This window comes from Candidatus Acididesulfobacter guangdongensis (assembly GCA_004195045.1).
Taxonomy (GTDB): Bacteria; SZUA-79; SZUA-79; order Acidulodesulfobacterales; family Acidulodesulfobacteraceae; genus Acididesulfobacter; species Acididesulfobacter guangdongensis.
Genome location: SGBC01000001.1, coordinates 282,941 through 302,730, shown reverse-complemented (window position 1 = coordinate 302,730; position 19,790 = coordinate 282,941). Strand labels below are relative to the sequence as shown.

Below are 19,790 nucleotides of genomic sequence, written 5' to 3'. Positions count from 1 at the left end.
TATATTTTACTCCCATAAAACACGCCCTGTCATTTCAGCCGGTATATTTATGTCTAAAAGGCTCAGTATAGTCGGCGCAATGTCAGACAATCTTCCGGGCTTCAGCGGAGGTATTTCATTTTTATAATTTGATACTATACAAAGCGGAACGGGATTTAAAGTATGATTGGTCATAGGAGCGCCATTGTCGTCAATCATAGTTTCGGCGTTTCCGTGGTCTGCCGTTACTATGCATACGCCGTCATTTTTTAAAATTACCGGTATAATTTCACTGAGTGCGGAATTAACGGTTTCCACGGCTTTAACGGCAGCATCATAATTTCCTGTGTGTCCGACCATGTCGCAATTTGCGAAATTGCATACGGATAAAGAATATTCATTAAGTTTTAATTTTTCAATAAGAGCGTCTTTAATTTTAAAAGCGCTCATTTCAGGTATTAAATCATATGTCCTATATTCTCTCGGTGAAGGTATCAGTAGTCTATCCTCATTTTTAAAAGGTTCTTCACGTCCGCAATTAAAAAAATAAGTTACATGCGCATATTTTTCCGTTTCAGCTATTCTGAACTGTTTTAATCCGCTGTCTGAAATTACCTCGCCTAATATATTTTTATAATTCTGCGGTTCCACGATATATTTGTTCTTAAAAGAATCATCGTATTTTGCCATGGTTATAAAATTTTTAACCGGCTTAAATGAATTTCTGTCAAAAAAATTAAATGTTTCTAAAGAAAGAGCTTTCGTTATTTCTTTTGCTCTGTCCGCTCTATAGTTTATAAAAAGTACTCCGTCTTCAGGATGAATTCTGCCGTCTCTATTGCCGTTATTTTGTTTTATTATAGACGGTGTTATAAATTCATCTGTAATGTCGTGAGAGTAGTTATCATTTATTGCTTCAAAAACATCGTCGTATATTTTTCCTTCCGCTTTTGTGAGCATATTAAAAGCGAGTTGGACCCTATCCCATCTAGTATCCCTGTCCATTGCGTAAAAACGGCCTATTGCAGTTGCGATGGATATTTTATCTTTCCTGTTTCCGATGGCGTCCGTAAGTTTTTTTAAAAAAGTACCGGAACTTTTTGGCGGCGAATCTCTGCCGTCTAAAAAACAGTGGATATAAATTTCTTTCGCATTATTTTCATAGAAAAAATTTATCAGATATATTAAATGACTTAATTCTGCATGAACTCCGCTTTCTGAAACCAAGCCCATTAAATGAACTCTTCCGTTGCCCTGTTTTATCGAATTAACAAAATTCAATAAAACAGGATTGTTTTTTAGCGTATCATTTTCTATGGCATCGTTAATTTTAGTTAAGTCCTGCATTAATATCCGTCCTGCGCCGATGTTAGAGTGTCCGACTTCCGAGTTGCCCATAGTGCCGTTCGGGAGACCGACGTCCTTTCCATGTGCTTTCAAAGAAGTAAAGGGATATTCTTTAAAGATGCCGTTAATAAAATCTGCTTTTGCATTTTTTACTGCATTGCCCTTAATTTTATCCGACAGACCAAATCCGTCTAAAATTATTAATGCCGCGCTCTTATATTTTTTCACTTTTAACCTCTCAATTTTTTGATATACGCTATGTCAAATTAAAAATATTCTGCGGTTCTTCCTTTGCAAAAGATTCGTATAATGAATTTGACCTGATGTTCATTGTATTCCATGAAAGACAGGAAGGACATAAGCTTGTATAATTTAACGAACTGTAATTACACTTAGAACATACGAAAGGTAATTTTACAGGGTACTGGTTTTTTAAAGCTTTTCTGAAGGAAGACGATGCTTCATTTGTTTTCCCTCTTTTTAAATAGCATTCCCCGAGAAGCAGGTATAATGAATTATCTTTAAATATGGAAGAAGGAATAGTTTTAAGATTAGATATGGCTTCGTCAACCATCTCAATGCGCACGTAAAATTTTGCAAGGAACAGCCTGTACTCCCATTTTTCAGGATTATTATATATAAGTTCCTGATAAAATTTTATTATATTTTGAGGACTGTTTGCCTTAATTGCGGCGTCTTCCATTTTTATAATTACTGCAAAACTGTTTGTTTTAAGGAAAGCCTTTTCCCATAATTTGAATGCGTCATTTGTTTTATCTTTTTTTATTAAAATATCTCCCAGCGATATATATGCGCCGGCAAAATATTTATCCTGAGAAATAACCTGATTAAATCTTTTTGCCGATCTTTCTAAATCATTTTCATTTTCCAATAGATACTTGCCGTATTCATATTTTAGTCCTATCATGTCCTTTTCTTCTTTTTTATTTATATTTCTGTCCTTGGATTGGCTTAAAAAAAGTTTTGACATTTTATAGGCATTTTTCCATTCTGAATTTTTTATATACAGGTCTTTAAGCTGAAGTATGGCATAAAGATTGTCCGGCGCAATTTCAACGGCTTTATTAAAAAAAGATGCTGCTTTTTCATAATTTTTATTAAGTTTATGCAAATTTCCCGCTTCATTAAGCGCCTTAACATTGTTCACATCTACTTCCAGCGCTTTGTTAATAAAGTTTTCGGCAGATTTAAAATCTCCTTTATGTTTGTATATTTTAAATAGCAGAATATATGCTTTAACGCTGTTTTCATATTTAGAAAGATATTTTTTTAAGATATCGATTGCCCTGTCGTACTGGGCTTTAATATATAAATCTTCGGCTTTGTCTATTGAATTGTCGATTTCCGTGATAATAAACTGTTTTTTGTTTTTTACCCAGTTTCTTAGATAAACGGTAATATTTTTTATTAGGGTTATAATAAGAAATAATAAAATGCCGATTAAAAAAGCGGCAAAAATGTAAAAAATTAAATAATAATCCACTACATTATGATTTCCGGGGAGATAGTGAAGCGGAATTTTTATCGGATTTAAAACATAGAGATATTCAAAAAATGCAACGAGTATTAAAATTAATATAAAAAGGACTATTAAATACATATGAATTTTATTATATGTTATGTTCTTATTTCATTATTTGTCTTCTATAGCAAGTTCTTTAGCATCCGGCCATAAATTTTCAAGATTGTAAAAAGACCTGTAAGGCTCGACAAAAATATGTATCATCATATCGCCGTAATCCATCGCAACCCATCTTGAAGTGTCAGTCCCGTCGACCGCTATAGGTTTTCTTTTTACGGATGTTAAAACATTATCGGCTATAGCAGCGACCTGTCGGTCGGAGATTCCCGTCGCAATAATTATAAAATCTGCAAGCTGAGATACTTTTCTGATATCGAGAACGATAATATTTTTTGCCTTTTTGTCGGATAGATAATTTATAACTGCCCTTATTTCTTTACTGGTTCTTTTAAATTTTTTTCTCAGTACTTTTTTGCCGTTTGCGGCACTGTCGTCTATATTGGCTGTTGTTATTGAATTCACGTATTTTTTATTATAGTTTAGTTTAAATGGTTTATTTAATGTAAATTAAATACATCACATATATATATTATTGTTTATTATATATTCAATTGTATCGTTTGGCAACAAAAAACGATTGGATAATTTTTTTTTAAAGTTATTTCTTATTTTTGTCGAAGATATATCTAACCTGGTAACCTCGAACAAAAATACGGATATATTTTCGGGATATATTATTAGTCTATCGCGGCTAATATCGACGGTCATCTTATTGCATACCGGTTCAGGAATATATTTTGAGATTGAGACTAAATTTTCATATTTTGTTTTTATATCCATACCCCTGTTAATAATTATAAAATTAGTCATTTCAAAAAGCAGAGGGCTTTTTTTCCAATTTCTGATTTCAGTAAAGGCTTCAAATCCTATAATAAAAAAAAGTTCGTCGCAGCTGTATATTTCTTTTAATTCTTTTATGGTATTGTAAGAAAATGAAACCCCGCCTCTTTTGATTTCAATGTCTGATGCTTCAAATTTAGCATTGGAGGCTATAGCCATCTTTACCATTTCAAATCTGCTGCCGGAATTTATTGCGGTTTCCTGTTTGTTGGAAGTAATATTCGTCGGTATAAATATTACTTTATCGAGAGAAGCTTTTTCAATAAGTTCTTCGCATGTTCTTAAATGCCCGTAATGTACCGGATTGAATGATCCGCCGAATATACCTATTTTCATATTCTTGTCTGATAATTTCCAAAAACTACAAATTTTGTTGTAGTGAGTTCTTTCGCTCCCATAGGTCCGTACGCATGTATTTTTGATGTAGATATGCCTATTTCCGCCCCGAGTCCAAGTTCAAAGCCGTCGTTAAATCTTGTAGATGCATTTATCAAAACGCAGGAAGAGTTGACTTTTTTAATAAAATCCATTGCATTGGTATAATTTTCCGTTATTATTGCTTCCGTATGGTTTGACCCGTATTTTTTTATATGCTCTATGGCAGAGTCAATGTTTTTTACAGATTTTATTGATAAAATAAGGTCTAAATATTCTTCGCTCCAATCATTAGCAGAAGCGGCGGCAATGAAGTTAAACTGATTTTTAAATATATGCAGAAGCTCATTATCTAATCTTGTTTCTACGTTTCTGCCGCTTAATTCTTTCAGCAGAATAGGCATAAATTTATCCGCTATTTTTTCATGGACAAGAAGAGTTTCTAATGCATTACACACGGAAGGTCTCTGAACTTTGGCGTTAATAACGATTTCAACGGCTTTTTGGATATTGCAGGCTTCATCTATGTATATATGGCAAACACCTTTGTCATGTTTTACTACGGGAATTTTTGAATTTTCTGTTACGAATGAAATTAAACCTTCGCCGCCTCTCGGTATCACAAGGTCAATATATTTTTTTTGCGATATGAGTTCTAACACGGCAGAACGGTCGGTATAAGGAACCATAGATATAATATTTTCAGATAGCCCATTTTTTTTCAAAGCTTCTTTTATAATATAAATAAGAGCAAGATTAGAATTAATGGCTTCCGAACCTCCCCTGAGGACGGCGGCATTTCCTGACAGCAGGCAGAGTATAGAAGCATCAAGCGTTACATTGGGTCTCGATTCGTAAATTATTCCTATAACCCCCAGCGGAATGCGCATTTTACCGACCATGAGACCATTGGGTCTTATGGAAATATTTTCTATTTCACCTATGGGGTCTTTTATTTTCTTAACGTCCTCTATGGATGCCATCATCGAATTTATAGTTTTTTCACTGATAGTCAATCTGTCTACAAGAGATTCTTTTAGCGAGTTTTGTTTGGCGTGCAGTATATCTTTTGAATTTTCTGATATTAAAAATTCCTTGTTTTCTAAAAGTAATTTTCCAATATCGTTTAGCAGGCTAAGTTTTGTTAAACTGCTTGCATTTGCGATAAAACTGCTTGCTTCGTATGTTTGTTTTGCAATAATTTCTATACTGAGATTTTGTTCTTTCATAATATTTATTCCCGATTTTATATTAATTTACTTTAAAGCAGCACCATATTATTTTTATGAACGGCTATTCCTATCCCGTTTGCATGCATGCTGTTCAGCATCACTTGAATTTCGCTTGACTTTAAGCCTTTAATCTTTTTTATTTCTTCGGCATCAAAATTAGAAATTCCGGCGGCGACAATTTTATTTTGTTCGTTTGCGATGTATATGCCGTTATGTTTTTTAAAATTTCCTTTGACATCTATTATGCCGCTTGCAAGCAGACTTTTATTGTTAATTGTAATAGCTTCTATAGCGCCCTGATCGCAGACCAGCAGACCGTTTTTTTCCATACCGAATATAAGCCAGTGTTTTTTTTTGCTGATTTCTTCGCAAGAAGACAAAATAAATGTTCCGGTGATTTTGCCGTCCGATAGAGATTTAAGGACTTTTTTATCTTTTCCTGAGGCAATTATGGTGTCTATTCCTGCCTCTGACGCAATATAAGCAGACTCAAGTTTTGATTTCATACCGCCTGTTCCATGAATGCTTTTAGAATTATCCTTAAAATCGTCTATAAAGTTTTTGATATTATCTATTATTTTTATCTGGTTTGCAGAATTGTTCAAATATGGATTTTTATCATATACCCCGTTAACATTTGATAATATTATCAAAAGGTCGGCGCAGGCAAGATTTGCCGTAAGCGCGGATAGATAATCATTATCTGAAAATTTAATTTCCTCGGTTGATATCGTGTCGTTTTCGTTAATAATCGGAACGACATTATTTTTTAACAGTTCATAGATAGTATTTCTTGCGTTGGTAAATCTTTTTCTTGACGATATGTCGTCTTTGGTTAAAAGAATTTGAGCGGTTTTTATATTGTATTTTTTAAAATGGGATGAATAAGTTTTCATAAGAAGAGACTGCCCGCAAGAAGCCAGAGCCTGTTTTTGGGGAATAGTCAAAAATTTTGCGGATGTTTCGATATTCAGAACATTTCTTCCTGCAGCAATTGCGCCGGATGAAACTAAAATAACCTCTTTTTTTTTAAATCTCAGAGCGTCAACAAATTCAGTAATTTTTCTAAATGATGCAGACGACAGCTTTCCGTCGTCGTCTATTAAAACCTGAGTGCCTATTTTGACTACTATTCTTTTTTTTAAATTAAAGAAATCATTATTTTGATTAATAATTTCAGTCATTATTTTAAATTTTTTATTTAAAGCTTAATTTGATTATTTAATAATCGACTAATAATTTTAATTTTTCTTTTAATTCATCAATCCCTGAACCTTCGGCTGCAGATATAAATAATAATTCAATGCCTGAAGATTTAAGATGTGCGGATACTTTATTTTTAATGTCGGCGTATTCCTTTTTATTTTTTATTGTATCAATTTTGTTTATAACGACAATCTGTTTTTTTGTCAGTATATCGCTATTAAATTTATCTATTTCGCCGATTACTATATTAAATTTATTTATAATTTCGTCAGGTTTGCCGATTTCTATTAAGTGCAGTAAAATTTTGGCTCTTTCAATATGTTTTAAGAAAATCAAACCTAGACCGTAACCATCCGAAGCTCCTTCCATAATACCCGGTATATCGACTATAACAAAAGATTTGCGGGTTTCTTCATCCCCAGCTTCTTCATCCATAAACACGCCAAGATTCGGAGATTTCGTAGTAAAAGGATAGGACGATATTTCAGGATGACTCTGAGAGAGTTTAGAAATCAGAGTAGATTTGCCTGCGTTAGGAAGACCGATTATCCCGATATCCCCTATGCTTTTTAGAACCAGATATATTTTTTTTGTTTCACCCGGCATTCCGGGCTGCGAAAAACGCGGTCTTCTATTGGTAGAAGATTTAAAAAATGCATTGCCTTTACCGCCGCGCCCGCCTTTGCATATAATAAACTGTTCGCGGTCTTTGGTAAGATCTGCTATAATTTCTTTTGTTTCGAAATCGATTATCGAAGTTCCTACCGGAACTTTTATATTAAGAGCGCTTCCATTTCTTCCTTTTTTGTTTGCGCCCTGTCCATTTTTTCCATTTTCTGCAGGATATTTAGGTTTGTACTTGAAGTCAAGAAGGCTCAGAACATTATGGTCTGCAGTAATTATTGCGTCGCCGCCGTCCCCTCCTTCGCCGCCGTCCGGTCCTCCTTTCGGGATAAACCGTTCACGTCTGAAACTAACCGCTCCTTTCCCTCCGTTTCCAGAAACAACGGTTATTAAAACATTATCTATAAATTTCATATAAAATAAAAAATTATTATTTTTCTATCGCCGGATATCATAATTCTTCAACGACGCTTACAAATTTTCTGTCATTTTTCCCGTAATGAAATTTTACATAGCCGTCCGCTATAGCAAATAATGTGTAATCTCTTCCGGATTTAACATTTTTTCCCGGATGAAATGTTGAACCAACCTGCCTAACTATAATCTGTCCTGTTTTTATTTTTTCGCTGCCGAATTTTTTCACGCCGCGCCTTTGTCCTTGACTGTCCCTGCCGTTTCTTGAACTGCCGCCAGCTTTTTTATGAGCCATTTTAACACCCTTTTAATTTAATTTTAATTATTGTTAAAATTATTAAAATTTTTTAATAATTCTTTATGAAATTTCCGTAATTTTAATTTCTGAAAACCTTTGTCTGTGTCCTATTCTTTTTCTTTCGCCTTTTCGCCTTTTCATTTTAAAAGCTATAACCTTTTTCGCCTTGCCTTCTTCTTTGACGACTATTCCTTTTACATTTGTATTTTCAATAATAGGACTGCCTATAGTAATTGCATCGCCTTTTTTCGTCATGCTGGCGCTGAAGATTACCTCGCCGCCTTTTTCGATGTTCAGCTTTTCCGTTTTTATTGTGTCTCCTATAGACACTTTGTATTGTTTAGAACCTGAAATAATAACTGCGTAATCGTTCATAAAATACCTCTATAATATTATTGGAATTTTTGTTATTCTATAAGTCTTAATTGTATTATAATTATATTATGTAATTTAATGTTATATTATAATGAAGTATTATATATAGTTACATTTATTACATTTATTGCAGTTATAGTTATTGCTGCATAAAAATCTATAAATTAAATGACATATAATTCTATATGAAATAATTTATATAGTCAAGAAAAATTTAATTTTTTAATCCTGTCATAGAAAATATTTTTGAGATAACTTTCTATATTATATATAATATTTAGATGAGGGTTAATTTAAACATGCCGGCTGCATTAAATTATTCAGATATATTAAACAGCATAAGCGACGGTGTCATCGTTATTGACGAAAATTTCAGAATTATTTATGCCAATAAGGCGTTTTTGGACAATTCTGATTTATCTAAAGATGAAATTATCGGCAACTATTGCTATAAAGTATCGCATTTGAGAGACGACCCATGCGATCCTATGCTGGAATCGTGTTCCATAGAAGAAGTTATTAAAAAAAGGAACACCGTTAAGGTTATTCACGGTCATTTCGGATATAAAAATAAGGAAATAGCCGTTGAAATCAGTTCTGCTCCTTTAGTGGACGGCAGTACCGGAAAAGTATATGCGGTTGAAGTAGTAAGACAGATCGGCTCAGGTTCGGGCGGCGAGACAAAATTTAATTTATCGCAAAGACTTGCCGAAGTTGCGCATCTTACAGAAGGAGTAGCGCATGAAATTAATAATCCTCTGAATAATATTCTTGCATCAATTGATATGATTAGAAACTGTATCTCCGGAAATGAAGAATTGGAGCGCAATTTAAACAGTTCTGAAATAATAATAGAACCGGGGAGCTGCGATATTAAAAAATATTTTGGATTGATGCAGAGCGAGATAGAAAGATGTAAATCAATAACGAAAAAGATGCTGCTTTTCTCAAGACCCGTTTCCGAATCCACGGATATAATCGATGTCAATTGTTCTATAGATGAAACATTGTCGCTTTTAATGTTTCTTGCAAATCAGAAGCATATAATGATTGAGAAGAAATTTTGCGAAGACCTGCCCGTAATCAATTTTTCAGATGCAGGATTGAGACAGGTTATATTAAACATAGGGCTTAATGCCATTCAAGCCGTCAATGAATACACGGGAATAGTTTATTTTATAACCAAAAAAATGAAAGATTACATATCTATTTTTATCATAGATAACGGAAAAGGTATTTCCATAGAAAATATTAAAAGAATTTTTGACCCGTTTTTTTCAAAAAATAAAGGGACCGATAATTCAGGGCTGGGGTTGTCAATAAGTCTGAGTATAATAAAATCATTAGGCGGCTCAATAGAAGTAAGGTCAAAAGAAAACATCGGAACAAAATTTACTATAAAAGTGCCGATTAAAGTGCCTTATGAATAATTCAATATCTAATAATACTATATCCGTATTAATAGTCGATGATGACGCAAATTATAGAAATATAATGACCGGTTATCTGAAAAATCAGGGCTATGATACCCTCGCAGTTTCTTCCGGCGAAGAAGCTATGGAACACCTTAAAAATTATTATTTTCACATCGTTGTTTCAGATTTAAAACTACCTGGTATGTCTGGGATAGATCTCTTAAAAATAATAAAATCTAAAACAAAAGAATCAGAAGTTATAATATTAACCGGATTCGGAAGTATAGACAGCGCCGTAACGGCTTTAAAAATAGGCGCGTATGATTATTTAGTCAAACCGTTAAGCCTTGAGGAGCTAAGCCTCACTATCAAAAGATTGGTTGAAAATATAAATTTAAAAACGATGGCGGATTATTTTAAAAGAGAAATTTCTAAGAAATATTTTATAGGCAAATCTAAAGCTGCGCAAAAAGTTGTGGACGATATAGGATTAGCCGCCAAATCGGATATAAACGTGCTGATTCTCGGCGAATCGGGTACGGGCAAAGAGTTAAGCGCAAATCTTTTGCACAGAATGTCGGGCAGGGCGGATAATCCTCTTATAATCGTGGATTCCTGCAATCTTTCCGAAAATTTGTTTGAATCAGAATTGTTCGGGCACGAAAGAGGGTCTTTTACGGGCGCCGATATATTGAAAAAAGGACTTCTGGAGTATGCCGATAAAGGTATATTGTTTATAGATGAAATTGGAGAAATAAGCAATATTATACAGTCAAAATTATTAAGAATAATAGACACTAAGAGTTTCAGAAGGGTCGGGTCGTCTAAAAATATTCAAATTGATACAAGAATTATTACCGCTACGAATAAACATTTAAGAAAGATGATTGAAGAAAATAAATTCAGGGGAGATTTATATTATAGAATAAGCGGTTTTATCATAGAACTTCCCCCATTAAGAGACAGGAAAGAAGATATTCCCTACCTGACCCATTTTTTTATGACAAAAAAAAATAAAATCAATACGTCAAAAGTTATTTCTCCCGATGCCGTAGATAAACTTTTTAACTATAGCTGGCCCGGTAATGTAAGGGAGCTTAAAAATGTTATTGAAAGGGCTATAGTCTTATCGGACGTAAAAGATACGATAATGCCCGAACATATTCAGATAGAAACTGCCGCTACTAATTACCGTGGAAAAACAAACGATGCAGATTTTACATATTTATTTGATTCGCATATTTCATTAAATGAAATTGAAGAAAAATATTTAAAATATTTATTGCATAAAAATTTAAGCAAGTCCGAAATAGCCGATATAACAGGCATCAGCGAAAGAAATATCTACAGAAAAATTGCATCAATAAAATAGACAAATAAAGACGGCTGCAATATACTATTAAGATTAAAATAAATGGTGTCAGTCCCCTTTTTTTTCAGCAATAAATCGCCGGCGGCAATGCCGGATGCGCAGAATAAATTGTGTCCGCCCCTATTTTTTTATTTTTTTCTTGTTTAACTGCAATATTTATTATTTAATATATATATAAAAATACGTATACGTACACATTCATGTGCAATACAAAAATTATAGAATACTATATATCGTCTTTTTATTTCATATTGTCGTCTTAATTCTTAATTATTATTGTAATGAATTAAATTGCTATCAAGGGGGCTGTGATGTTTAATTTTTCAAAATTAAAAAAGATTTCAATAAAAACAAAATTGCTTGTCATAATTTCCGCCGTATTTATAATTATAGTGCTGGGCGGTGCTTATTATGCCTATATAACCCAGTTAAATCTTGCCGTTAACACGACCAAAAACGATGCGACTATAACCGCAACGACAATGCTGTCAAGTTTAAATGCTATGATGATTAACGGAACTATTTTAAAAAAATCCGATAGAAGACAGCTATTCGCAATCTACAGAAAAATACACGGAATAGACGCTTTTAAACTAGTAAGGGGCGCGCCTGTAAACAAAGAATTCGGACCCGGTTTAAAGCAGGAAATGCCTTCTACTGTTTTTGACAAAAAAATACTGGCATCCAAGAAGACAATAGTCAAAGAGCTGTATAAAAACGGAAAACCGTATCTTATGGTAGGAGTTCCTTTTGTTGCCGAAAAATTGGAGCGAGGCATAGACTGCTTAGAATGTCATACCGTAAAACCGGGTACAACGCTTGGAGGCGTTGAATTGCTTTATTCCCTTAAAAATACGGTAAACTCTTCCAAGGAATTTTTAAGCACTATTATTATATTTGCATTTATTTTCCTTGTTATAGCCATATTTATCATATATCTTGCTTTCAGATACAGTTTTATTAAGCCGATGAAAAAATTTTACAACAGAATAAGAGATATTTCCAGAGGGGAAGGCGACCTTAGCAAACTTATCCCGATGGAATGCTATGACAGAACAACTATTATAAGAAAAAAGATTAAAGACTGTATGCTTCTTCAGGACGAATTGCAGCCGAGATGCTGGGATACCCAGATTGAAAAATACGGCGACAAAGGTGAAAGGATTTGCATAAAATGCGATGTTTACAGAAATTCCGTTTATGACGAAATAACGGACGTGACTAATGAATTTAATAAATTTATTATAGATATAAGAGAGATAGTTCAAATGGTAAACGAACAGGCGATGGCAATCGTTGACGTCAGCACTTCGATAGAAACGCATGTTTCTGAAATCAGCGAAAAAGCGGAAGAACAGTCGGAACTTTCCACCCATGTGGCTGCCGCATCCGAGGAAATGTCGCAGACTATCAGGGAAATAGCCGGCAATACGCAAAAAGTCAGCAATGTCGCTAAGGAAGCGTCCGGTAATGCAAGAGAAGGTTTTAACGTAGTAGAAAATGCCATATCGGGTATTAAAAATGTCGCAGTGCTTACGGAAAAACTCGGCTCTATGATTAACGGATTGGAAAAAAGTTCATTAGAAATCGGAGAAATTATCTCAGTTATTAACGATATAGCAGACCAGACAAACCTTCTTGCGCTAAATGCTGCCATAGAAGCTGCAAGGGCGGGAGAACAGGGCAGAGGTTTCGCCGTTGTTGCAGATGAGGTAAGAAAACTGGCGGAAAGGACTGTAAAAGCCACAAAAGAGATTGTTTCTAAGGTTCAGACGATTCAGCAAAATACGCAAACTACCAAATCTTCCATGGATAATACTCTTAAAGAAGTTAATTCTTCGGTTGGATTTGCTTCTCAAGCAGGAGAATCGTTAAGCAATATAGAAAAAAATATTTTGAGTTTAGCCGACCAGATTGATTCTATCGCGGCAGCTTCAGAAGAGCAGACCGCAGCTACCTCGGAAATATCTGAAAATATAGAAAAAGTTTCGACCCTTGCTTCGTCAAATTCCGGCAAGGCTAAGAATGCAACTGAAGAAGCCGCTTCGGTGTATTCTGAATTAGAAAAACTAATAGGTATAATTAAGAAATTTAAATATTAATCAATATGAAGGAGGATGTACTTAATGGATACTTTTGATACGCTTACATCGGAAAAAGAGCTATTTAGTCCGTCTAAGGAAATAATAAAAAATTCTTATGTAGAGGATTACGATAACCTTTATAAATACTCTATCAATGAAAATGAGAAATTTTGGGATGAAACCGCACGGCAATTAGATTGGTTTAAGCATTACGATAAAGTTCTTGATTACAATCCTCCGTTTGCAAAATGGTTTACGGGGGGCAAAATAAATATAGTTCATAATGCGTTAGACAGGCATATTCATACATTCAGGAAAAATAAACTTGCAATTATATGGGAAGGCGAAGACGGCAAAGAAAGAACATATACCTATTTTGCTCTTTACAGAGAAGTAAATAAATTCGGCAACGTCCTAAAAAGTTTTGGCGTCAAAAAAGGCGACAGGGTTACTATTTATTTGCCTAATATACCTGAAATAGCCATCTGTATGCTTGCCTGCGCAAAAATAGGCGCAATCCACAGCGTAGTTTACGCGGGTTTTTCCGTAGATGCGTTAAAAGACAGAATTTTAGATGCTAAAAGTAAAATACTTGTTACATCCGACGGAGCGTATAGAGCAGGGAAGATTATAGAATTAAAAAAAATAGCGGATGAAGCTATTAAGAAGGCTCCTGTAGTTCAAACAGTCATTGTTGTCAAAAGAACGGAGCATAGCGTAAGCATGGACTCATCCAGAGATTTTTATTACGATGAGCTGATGAAACTTCCTATTGCAAGCAGTTATTGCAAGACTGAAGAAACGGACGCCGAAGACCCGCTTTTCATTTTATATACTTCGGGAACCACCGGACAGCCTAAGGGCATACTGCACGTTCACGGCGGGTATGCCGTCGGGACTTACATTTCGTCCAAATATGTTTTTGATATAAAAGACTCCGATACTTACTGGTGCGCTGCCGACCCGGGATGGATAACGGGACATTCATATATTATTTACGGACCGTTGATTAACGGGGCGACCACATTGATGGTTGAAGGTTCCCCGTTTTATCCTTATCCTGACAGATGGTGGAAAATTGTTGAAAAATACGGCGTAAATATTTTTTACACCTCGCCTACAGCCGTAAGAGGCGCGATGAGATACGGCGAAGCGTGGCCAAACAGGCATAATTTGAGTTCGCTGCGGATTTTGGGCAGTGTCGGAGAGCCTATTAACCCGGAAGTCTGGAAATGGTATTATAAACATATCGGTAAAGAGCGTTGTCCAATAATGGATACGTGGTGGCAAACCGAATCAGGCGCTTTTTTAATAACCCCTGTACCTACTATGCCTTTAAAACCGGGGTCTTGCGGTAAGCCGTTTTTGGGCATAGACGCCGATATATTTGATGAGAACGGGAACAGCTGCGAATCGGAGAAAGGCGGCTATTTAGTTATTAAAAAACCATGGCCGTCAATGATGAGAACAATTTATAACGATGATAAAAGATATGAAGAAACTTATTTTTCTAAGTTCGGCAAAAACATATATCTGGCAGGCGATACCGCAAAGCGTGACATCGACGGTTATTTTTACGTTATGGGGAGAATTGACGATGTCATTAAAGTATCTGGATACAGGCTTGGAACTGCTGAAATAGAAAGCGCTATAATAACCCACGGAGCGGTTGCGGAATCCGCCGCTATAGGAAAGCCTCATGAACTTAAAGGCAATTCGATTAAAGCGTTTGTAGTATTAAAACCGGGTATTGAAAAAAGCGATTCTTTAATGGAAGATATAAGAAATAACGTGGGTACTCATTTGGGACCTATTGCAAAACCGGACGAGATTGAATTTGTCGATTCTTTACCGAAGACAAGAAGCGGCAAAATCATGAGAAGAGTTTTAAAGGCTCGCGAAATGGGTATAAGCGAAGGAGATTTATCGACAATTGAAGAAGACTAATGCAAATATTATTACATTACATATAAATTACGGAGGGCGGCAAATTGGATTTTAAGATAATTGAAACAGAGGACGCAATATCGGAAGTTATTAAAAAGAATGAAAAAAATATAAAGAATATTGATAATATTCTAGTTTTCGGAGTTTTTGAAGGAGAGGAAAAAACATTTTTAAACGACAGTTCTTTTGAGAAATTAGATTTAATTTACGAAAGAATTAAAAAAGTTGATTTTAAGGCTAAAAAAGATAAAAAATTATTAATAGAATATCCGTCGTATATTCTGGTTGCAGGATTAGGGAAAAGGAGCAATTTTAATACCGATATTCTCAGAATTCTTGTGTCTTCGGCATGCAAGACTGCAAAAAGCTGTGTTTTGGAAAAAATTTTGATTGTTGTGCCTGACAATATATTTAAAAAAAATGATTTATTTTATGCAGGCGCTTCTATTGTTGAAGGTGCAGAACTTGGAATGTATGAATTTAAAAAATATAAATCTGAAGCTAAAAGCAAAAAAGAAAATGTTCATAGCGGAAATATCATAAAGGCGGTAAAAGTTTTCTTTAAAGATTTAAAGTTAAGCAAATCAGATTTAAAAGATATAGAAGAAGGATTTGCATTTGGGGAAATTACATCCTCCGCTACCAATTTTGCGAGGGATTTAGTCAACGAACCCGGAAATATAATCAATCCGGAATATCTGGCGTCAGTCGCTCAAGAAATATCTAAGGATAATAATCTAAAATGTAAAATATTTGATGAGAATAAGATAATAGAACTTGGAATGAACGCGTTTTACGGGGTTGCTCGCGGGTCAAAAAATCCTCCCAGATTTATTCATATTCAATATGATAATAGCAGTAGTGATGATAAAAGAAGCAAAAATAATAAAACCGGCAAAAAAGATAAAATTAAAAAAATTGCCATTTTAGGAAAAGGCATTACTTTTGACAGCGGCGGACTTTCTCTGAAACCATCCGACTATATGACGACAATGAAATCGGATAAATCAGGAGCCTGCAGTGTTCTTGCCGTAATGAAATATATAAATAAAATTTCTCCTGATGCCGAAGTCCACGGTATTATAGCTGCTTGCGAAAATATGCCCGGAGGAGGAGCTCAGCGGCCGGATGATGTGGTTAGAGCATTAAACGGGAAAACTATAGAAATTGACAACACCGATGCAGAAGGAAGGCTTACGCTTGCGGATGCGCTGTCGTACGCATGCGATTTAGGCGTCAATGAGATAATCGATCTGGCGACCTTAACCGGAGCTTGCGTTGTAGCCCTCGGCGAATATACTTCCGGCATAATGGGCAATAACAAAGAAATTATTAAAAATATTCTTGCAACTTCCGAAACAGCAGGGGAAAGAATGTGGGAGCTGCCTTTTGACGACAATATGAAGGAGAAGCTGCAAAGCCCTATAGCAGATTTAAAAAATGTAGGAAACAGGTACGGCGGAGCTATAACGGCGGGTATGTTTCTGGAAGAATTTGTCCTGGATAGTATAAAATGGTGCCACATAGATATCGCAGGACCGTCATTTACTAAAACCGGCTTCGCCTATAATACAAAGGGAGCTACCGGAGTTGGAGCAAGAACGTTATTGTATTATTTAAACGACTTGAAATAATTTAATATTTTATAAAATAGTTCTTGAAATTTTCTTGCAGATTTGTCAAAATATTATTATAGTAATATTATAATATATAAATATAATAATATATTTGAATAAATATAATAAGATATATCTATAAATAGGTTATTAAAATATTTTTTATTTAAAAAATTGAAAATTACGGTATAATTGTAATTATGGAACAGAATTCGTTTTTGCCTATTTTGATAATGCTTGTAATTGCTATATTGTTTGCAGTTTTTACGATAGTTTTTTCCTCGCTTTTGGGCAAAAAAACTTACGAAAAAGGCAAACTAAAGGCGTATGAATGCGGCATTGAACCTATCGGAGAGCCGCACGCCAGGTTTGATATTAAATTTTATTTAATCGCAATATTTTTTTTATTGTTCGATATAGAAGCATTATTTTTATTTCCATGGGCAGTCGTGTTTTCAAGTCTCGGCTTGTACGGCTTTGTTGAAATGTTTCTATTTATTGCCATTTTGGTTTTTGGACTTATCTATGTATGGAAAAAAGGAGCGCTTAAATGGGATTAGAAGATAACCTGGGAGACAATGTTCTTACCGCCGCTTTAGACAAATTGGTTTCGTGGGGAAGAAAATGGTCTATATGGCCTGCTACTTTCGGCTTAGCCTGCTGCGCTATTGAAATGATGACGACGGCGTCGTCCAGGTATGACATTGACCGTCTTGGACTGATATTCCGCTCAACTCCGAGACAATCTGATTTAATGATAGTTTCAGGCAGAGTTTCTTACAAAATGGCGCCTGTAGTAAAAAGACTTTATGACCAGATGCCTAATCCTAAATGGGTAATCGCAATGGGCGATTGCGCTTGTTCAGGCGGATTGTTTAATGTTTACAGCGTTGTTCAGGGCGTAGATCAGATTATACCGGTAGATGTTTATGTGCCGGGGTGCCCTCCGCGTCCCGAAGCTCTTATTTACGGTATCGTTAAATTACAGGAAAAAATTGAAAAAGGAACTTTAAAAAGATAGTTTTTTCACTAAATTTTTATTAAAGACGATTCTTTGATTTTCATTATTAATGAACAGTTTTAATTTGTCTTAATTAAATATGTATGGATTAAATTTAATTTATTTTAATTTTGGATTGGGTTTAATATATCAAATATATGAACAGTGAAGACATGGAAACGTTTTTTGCGCTAAGCGTAATTAAAAATGTAATGCAGAAGTATATAATTTCAACCGATACTTCTAATGATGACGTGCGCATAACAACGACAAAAGAAAATTTGATTGAATTAGTCAAATTTATGAAAGAAGATTCAAGGCTTAATTTTGATATGCTTTCTGACCTTTTCGGAGTTGATTATCCAAAAAGAAATGAAAGAATTGAAGTTATATACAATTTATATTCTACTAAAAATAATTTTAGAATATTTGTTAAATGCCAGAGCAAAATAGATGAACCAGATTATCCGAGTTTAACCTCAATCTATGAGTCTGCCAACTGGTTTGAAAGAGAGGTTTATGACTTATTCGGCTTAAAGTTCAAAGGACATCCTCATCTTAAGCGCATTCTTAATCCTGAGGATTGGGATGGACATCCTCTGTTAAAAGACTATCCTTTAAGAAAAAGACCGGCTGTAGAAGAATTAAATTTCGACGCTCCGGGCTTTCTTGAAGAAAAAGAATTTGGAAATAAATAGTTTTAATCATATAATTTTTTTAAATTAAATAATTAAATAATTAAATAATTAAAAATTTAAAAATTTAAAAATTGAACAGCAAATATGTTTGAATATAAAGATTTTCTTATTGACGTCGAAAATTTTGTAGTGAATATAGGACCTCAGCATCCGAGTACGCACGGGGTGCTCAGAATTGTCGTTCAATTAGACGGAGAGACGGTCGTGCATGCCGAGCCTATTATCGGCTATCTGCATACAAGTATGGAAAAATATGCAGAGTTCAGAACATATCATCAGGCAGAAACCATTACGGACAGAATGGACTATGTCTCCGGCGCTTCTAATAATTTAGGATATATATTGACCGTTGAAAAATTGTGCGGTGTTAAAGCTACAAAACGCGCTGAATATGTCAGGGTTATTCTGGCAGAACTTACAAGGATAAGTTCGCATTTAGTGTGGCTTGGAACACACGCCGTAGACCTTGGAGCGCTGACTGAATTTCTTTATTGTTTTAGAGAAAGAGAACTCGTATTAGACCTGATTGAAACATTAACCGGCGCAAGGATGACGCCGTCTTTTTTCAGAGTAGGCGGGCTTGCAAAAGATATTCATAAAGATTTTGTTGAAAAAACACGAGATTTTATAAAAATATTTCCTGAAAAAATAAACCAGTATGAAGCGCTTTTAACAAATAACAAAATCTGGTTTGAGAGAACTAAAAATGTCGGCATAATTTCTAAAGAGGATGCAGTTAATTTTGCTCTTACGGGTCCTTGTTTAAGAGGGAGCGGGTTAAAATACGATGTAAGAAAAATAAATCCTTATTCAAGTTATGAAGATTTCGATTTTGACATTCCGATAGGTGACGTCGGCGATGTTTACGACCGGTACATTGTGAGAATGGAAGAGATGAGGCAAAGTTTGAAGATTGTGCACCAGGCTTTAGAAAATATTCCGGATGGCGAATACCTGAACTATGACGCATATCCGTTATATGTCATACCGCCAAAAAAAAGAGCGCTGACTACTATGGAAGGTATGATCTCATTGTTTAAATACGGAATGGAGGGTATTAAACCGCCTAAAGGAGAAGCTTATGTATCAATTGAAAATCCGCGCGGCGAGCTAGGGTATTATATGATATCCGACGGTTCCGCTTTTCCTTACAGAATGAGGGTTAGACCGCCGTCTTTCTGCAATGTCAGCGCGTTAAATAAAATGGCGAAAGGACATTTGCTTGCCGACCTTGTTTCAATACTAGGAAGTATTGATATACTGCTGGGCGAGATAGACAGATAAATGCCGAATAACTGTTATTGATTATTAATTTAGTATTTAGTTTATTTTCATCAGTTCTATTAAATTCATTAAATAAACAGA

At 34.8% G+C, this 19,790-nt stretch carries 18 protein-coding genes; 9 read left to right on the top strand and 9 right to left on the bottom strand.

Features of this window, described 5'->3' with window-relative positions:
• Nucleotides 1–6 precede the first annotated feature (6 nt).
• The 9 genes from EVJ46_01440 to rplU form a co-directional block, all read right to left on the bottom strand.
• Entirely contained in the window at nucleotides 7–1,554 is a 1,548-nt protein-coding gene (locus EVJ46_01440; GenBank protein ID RZD16929.1) for a 2,3-bisphosphoglycerate-independent phosphoglycerate mutase, read from the bottom strand.
• Nucleotides 1,555–1,582: 28 nt separating this feature from the next.
• Entirely contained in the window at nucleotides 1,583–2,947 is a 1,365-nt protein-coding gene (locus EVJ46_01435; protein RZD16928.1) for a tetratricopeptide repeat protein, read from the bottom strand.
• A 33-nt stretch (nucleotides 2,948–2,980) separates the two neighbouring features.
• On the bottom strand, nucleotides 2,981–3,391 hold the full coding sequence (gene rsfS / locus EVJ46_01430) for a ribosome silencing factor (protein RZD16927.1): 411 nt from the start codon (nucleotides 3,389–3,391) through the stop codon (nucleotides 2,981–2,983).
• A gap of 54 nt (nucleotides 3,392–3,445) precedes the next feature.
• Nucleotides 3,446–4,105 carry a nicotinate (nicotinamide) nucleotide adenylyltransferase gene (gene nadD, locus EVJ46_01425; GenBank protein RZD16926.1) on the bottom strand — a complete coding sequence of 220 codons (660 nt, stop codon included), beginning with the start codon at nucleotides 4,103–4,105 and terminating at the stop codon, nucleotides 3,446–3,448.
• On the bottom strand, nucleotides 4,102–5,373 hold the full coding sequence (locus EVJ46_01420) for a glutamate-5-semialdehyde dehydrogenase (GenBank protein RZD16925.1): 1,272 nt from the start codon (nucleotides 5,371–5,373) through the stop codon (nucleotides 4,102–4,104). Before EVJ46_01420 ends, nadD begins: the two co-directional genes overlap by 4 nt.
• A gap of 32 nt (nucleotides 5,374–5,405) precedes the next feature.
• A complete protein-coding gene (gene proB, locus EVJ46_01415; protein ID RZD16924.1) occupies nucleotides 5,406–6,560 on the bottom strand; it encodes a glutamate 5-kinase in 1,155 nt (384 codons plus the stop codon).
• A gap of 37 nt (nucleotides 6,561–6,597) precedes the next feature.
• Nucleotides 6,598–7,620, bottom strand: a complete 1,023-nt coding sequence (gene obgE, locus EVJ46_01410; protein RZD16923.1) for a GTPase ObgE — start codon at nucleotides 7,618–7,620, stop codon at nucleotides 6,598–6,600.
• Between the two features lie 37 nt (nucleotides 7,621–7,657).
• Complete coding sequence (locus EVJ46_01405; protein ID RZD16922.1) at nucleotides 7,658–7,915, bottom strand: 50S ribosomal protein L27; 258 nt, start codon at nucleotides 7,913–7,915, stop codon at nucleotides 7,658–7,660.
• Nucleotides 7,916–7,978: 63 nt separating this feature from the next.
• Nucleotides 7,979–8,293, bottom strand: a complete 315-nt coding sequence (rplU, locus tag EVJ46_01400; GenBank protein RZD16921.1) for a 50S ribosomal protein L21 — start codon at nucleotides 8,291–8,293, stop codon at nucleotides 7,979–7,981.
• Between the two features lie 281 nt (nucleotides 8,294–8,574).
• Here rplU and EVJ46_01395 point away from each other — a divergent pair, with 281 nt between their 5' ends.
• The 9 genes from EVJ46_01395 (at nucleotide 8,575) to EVJ46_01355 (ending at nucleotide 19,709) form a co-directional block, all read left to right on the top strand.
• Nucleotides 8,575–9,723, top strand: a complete 1,149-nt coding sequence (locus EVJ46_01395) for a PAS domain-containing protein (protein ID RZD16920.1) — start codon at nucleotides 8,575–8,577, stop codon at nucleotides 9,721–9,723.
• Nucleotides 9,716–11,080 (top strand): sigma-54-dependent Fis family transcriptional regulator, encoded by a 1,365-nt coding sequence (locus tag EVJ46_01390; GenBank protein RZD16919.1) that lies wholly within the window; start codon nucleotides 9,716–9,718, stop codon nucleotides 11,078–11,080. Before EVJ46_01395 ends, EVJ46_01390 begins: the two co-directional genes overlap by 8 nt.
• Before the next feature lie 311 nt (nucleotides 11,081–11,391).
• Nucleotides 11,392–13,182 carry a methyl-accepting chemotaxis protein gene (locus tag EVJ46_01385; protein RZD16918.1) on the top strand — a complete coding sequence of 597 codons (1,791 nt, stop codon included), beginning with the start codon at nucleotides 11,392–11,394 and terminating at the stop codon, nucleotides 13,180–13,182.
• Nucleotides 13,183–13,206: 24 nt separating this feature from the next.
• Entirely contained in the window at nucleotides 13,207–15,111 is a 1,905-nt protein-coding gene (gene acs / locus EVJ46_01380; GenBank protein RZD16917.1) for an acetate--CoA ligase, read from the top strand.
• 26 nt (nucleotides 15,112–15,137) lie between these two features.
• Nucleotides 15,138–16,745 carry a leucyl aminopeptidase gene (locus EVJ46_01375; GenBank protein RZD16916.1) on the top strand — a complete coding sequence of 536 codons (1,608 nt, stop codon included), beginning with the start codon at nucleotides 15,138–15,140 and terminating at the stop codon, nucleotides 16,743–16,745.
• Nucleotides 16,746–16,927: 182 nt separating this feature from the next.
• Entirely contained in the window at nucleotides 16,928–17,287 is a 360-nt protein-coding gene (locus tag EVJ46_01370; protein ID RZD16915.1) for an NADH-quinone oxidoreductase subunit A, read from the top strand.
• Entirely contained in the window at nucleotides 17,278–17,748 is a 471-nt protein-coding gene (locus tag EVJ46_01365; GenBank protein RZD16914.1) for an NADH-quinone oxidoreductase subunit B, read from the top strand. The genes EVJ46_01370 and EVJ46_01365 overlap by 10 nt, the downstream gene beginning before the upstream one ends.
• Nucleotides 17,749–17,885: 137 nt before the next feature.
• Entirely contained in the window at nucleotides 17,886–18,425 is a 540-nt protein-coding gene (locus tag EVJ46_01360) for an NADH-quinone oxidoreductase subunit C (protein RZD16913.1), read from the top strand.
• An 84-nt stretch (nucleotides 18,426–18,509) separates the two neighbouring features.
• Nucleotides 18,510–19,709, top strand: a complete 1,200-nt coding sequence (locus EVJ46_01355; protein ID RZD16912.1) for an NADH-quinone oxidoreductase subunit D — start codon at nucleotides 18,510–18,512, stop codon at nucleotides 19,707–19,709.
• Nucleotides 19,710–19,790 lie beyond the last annotated feature (81 nt).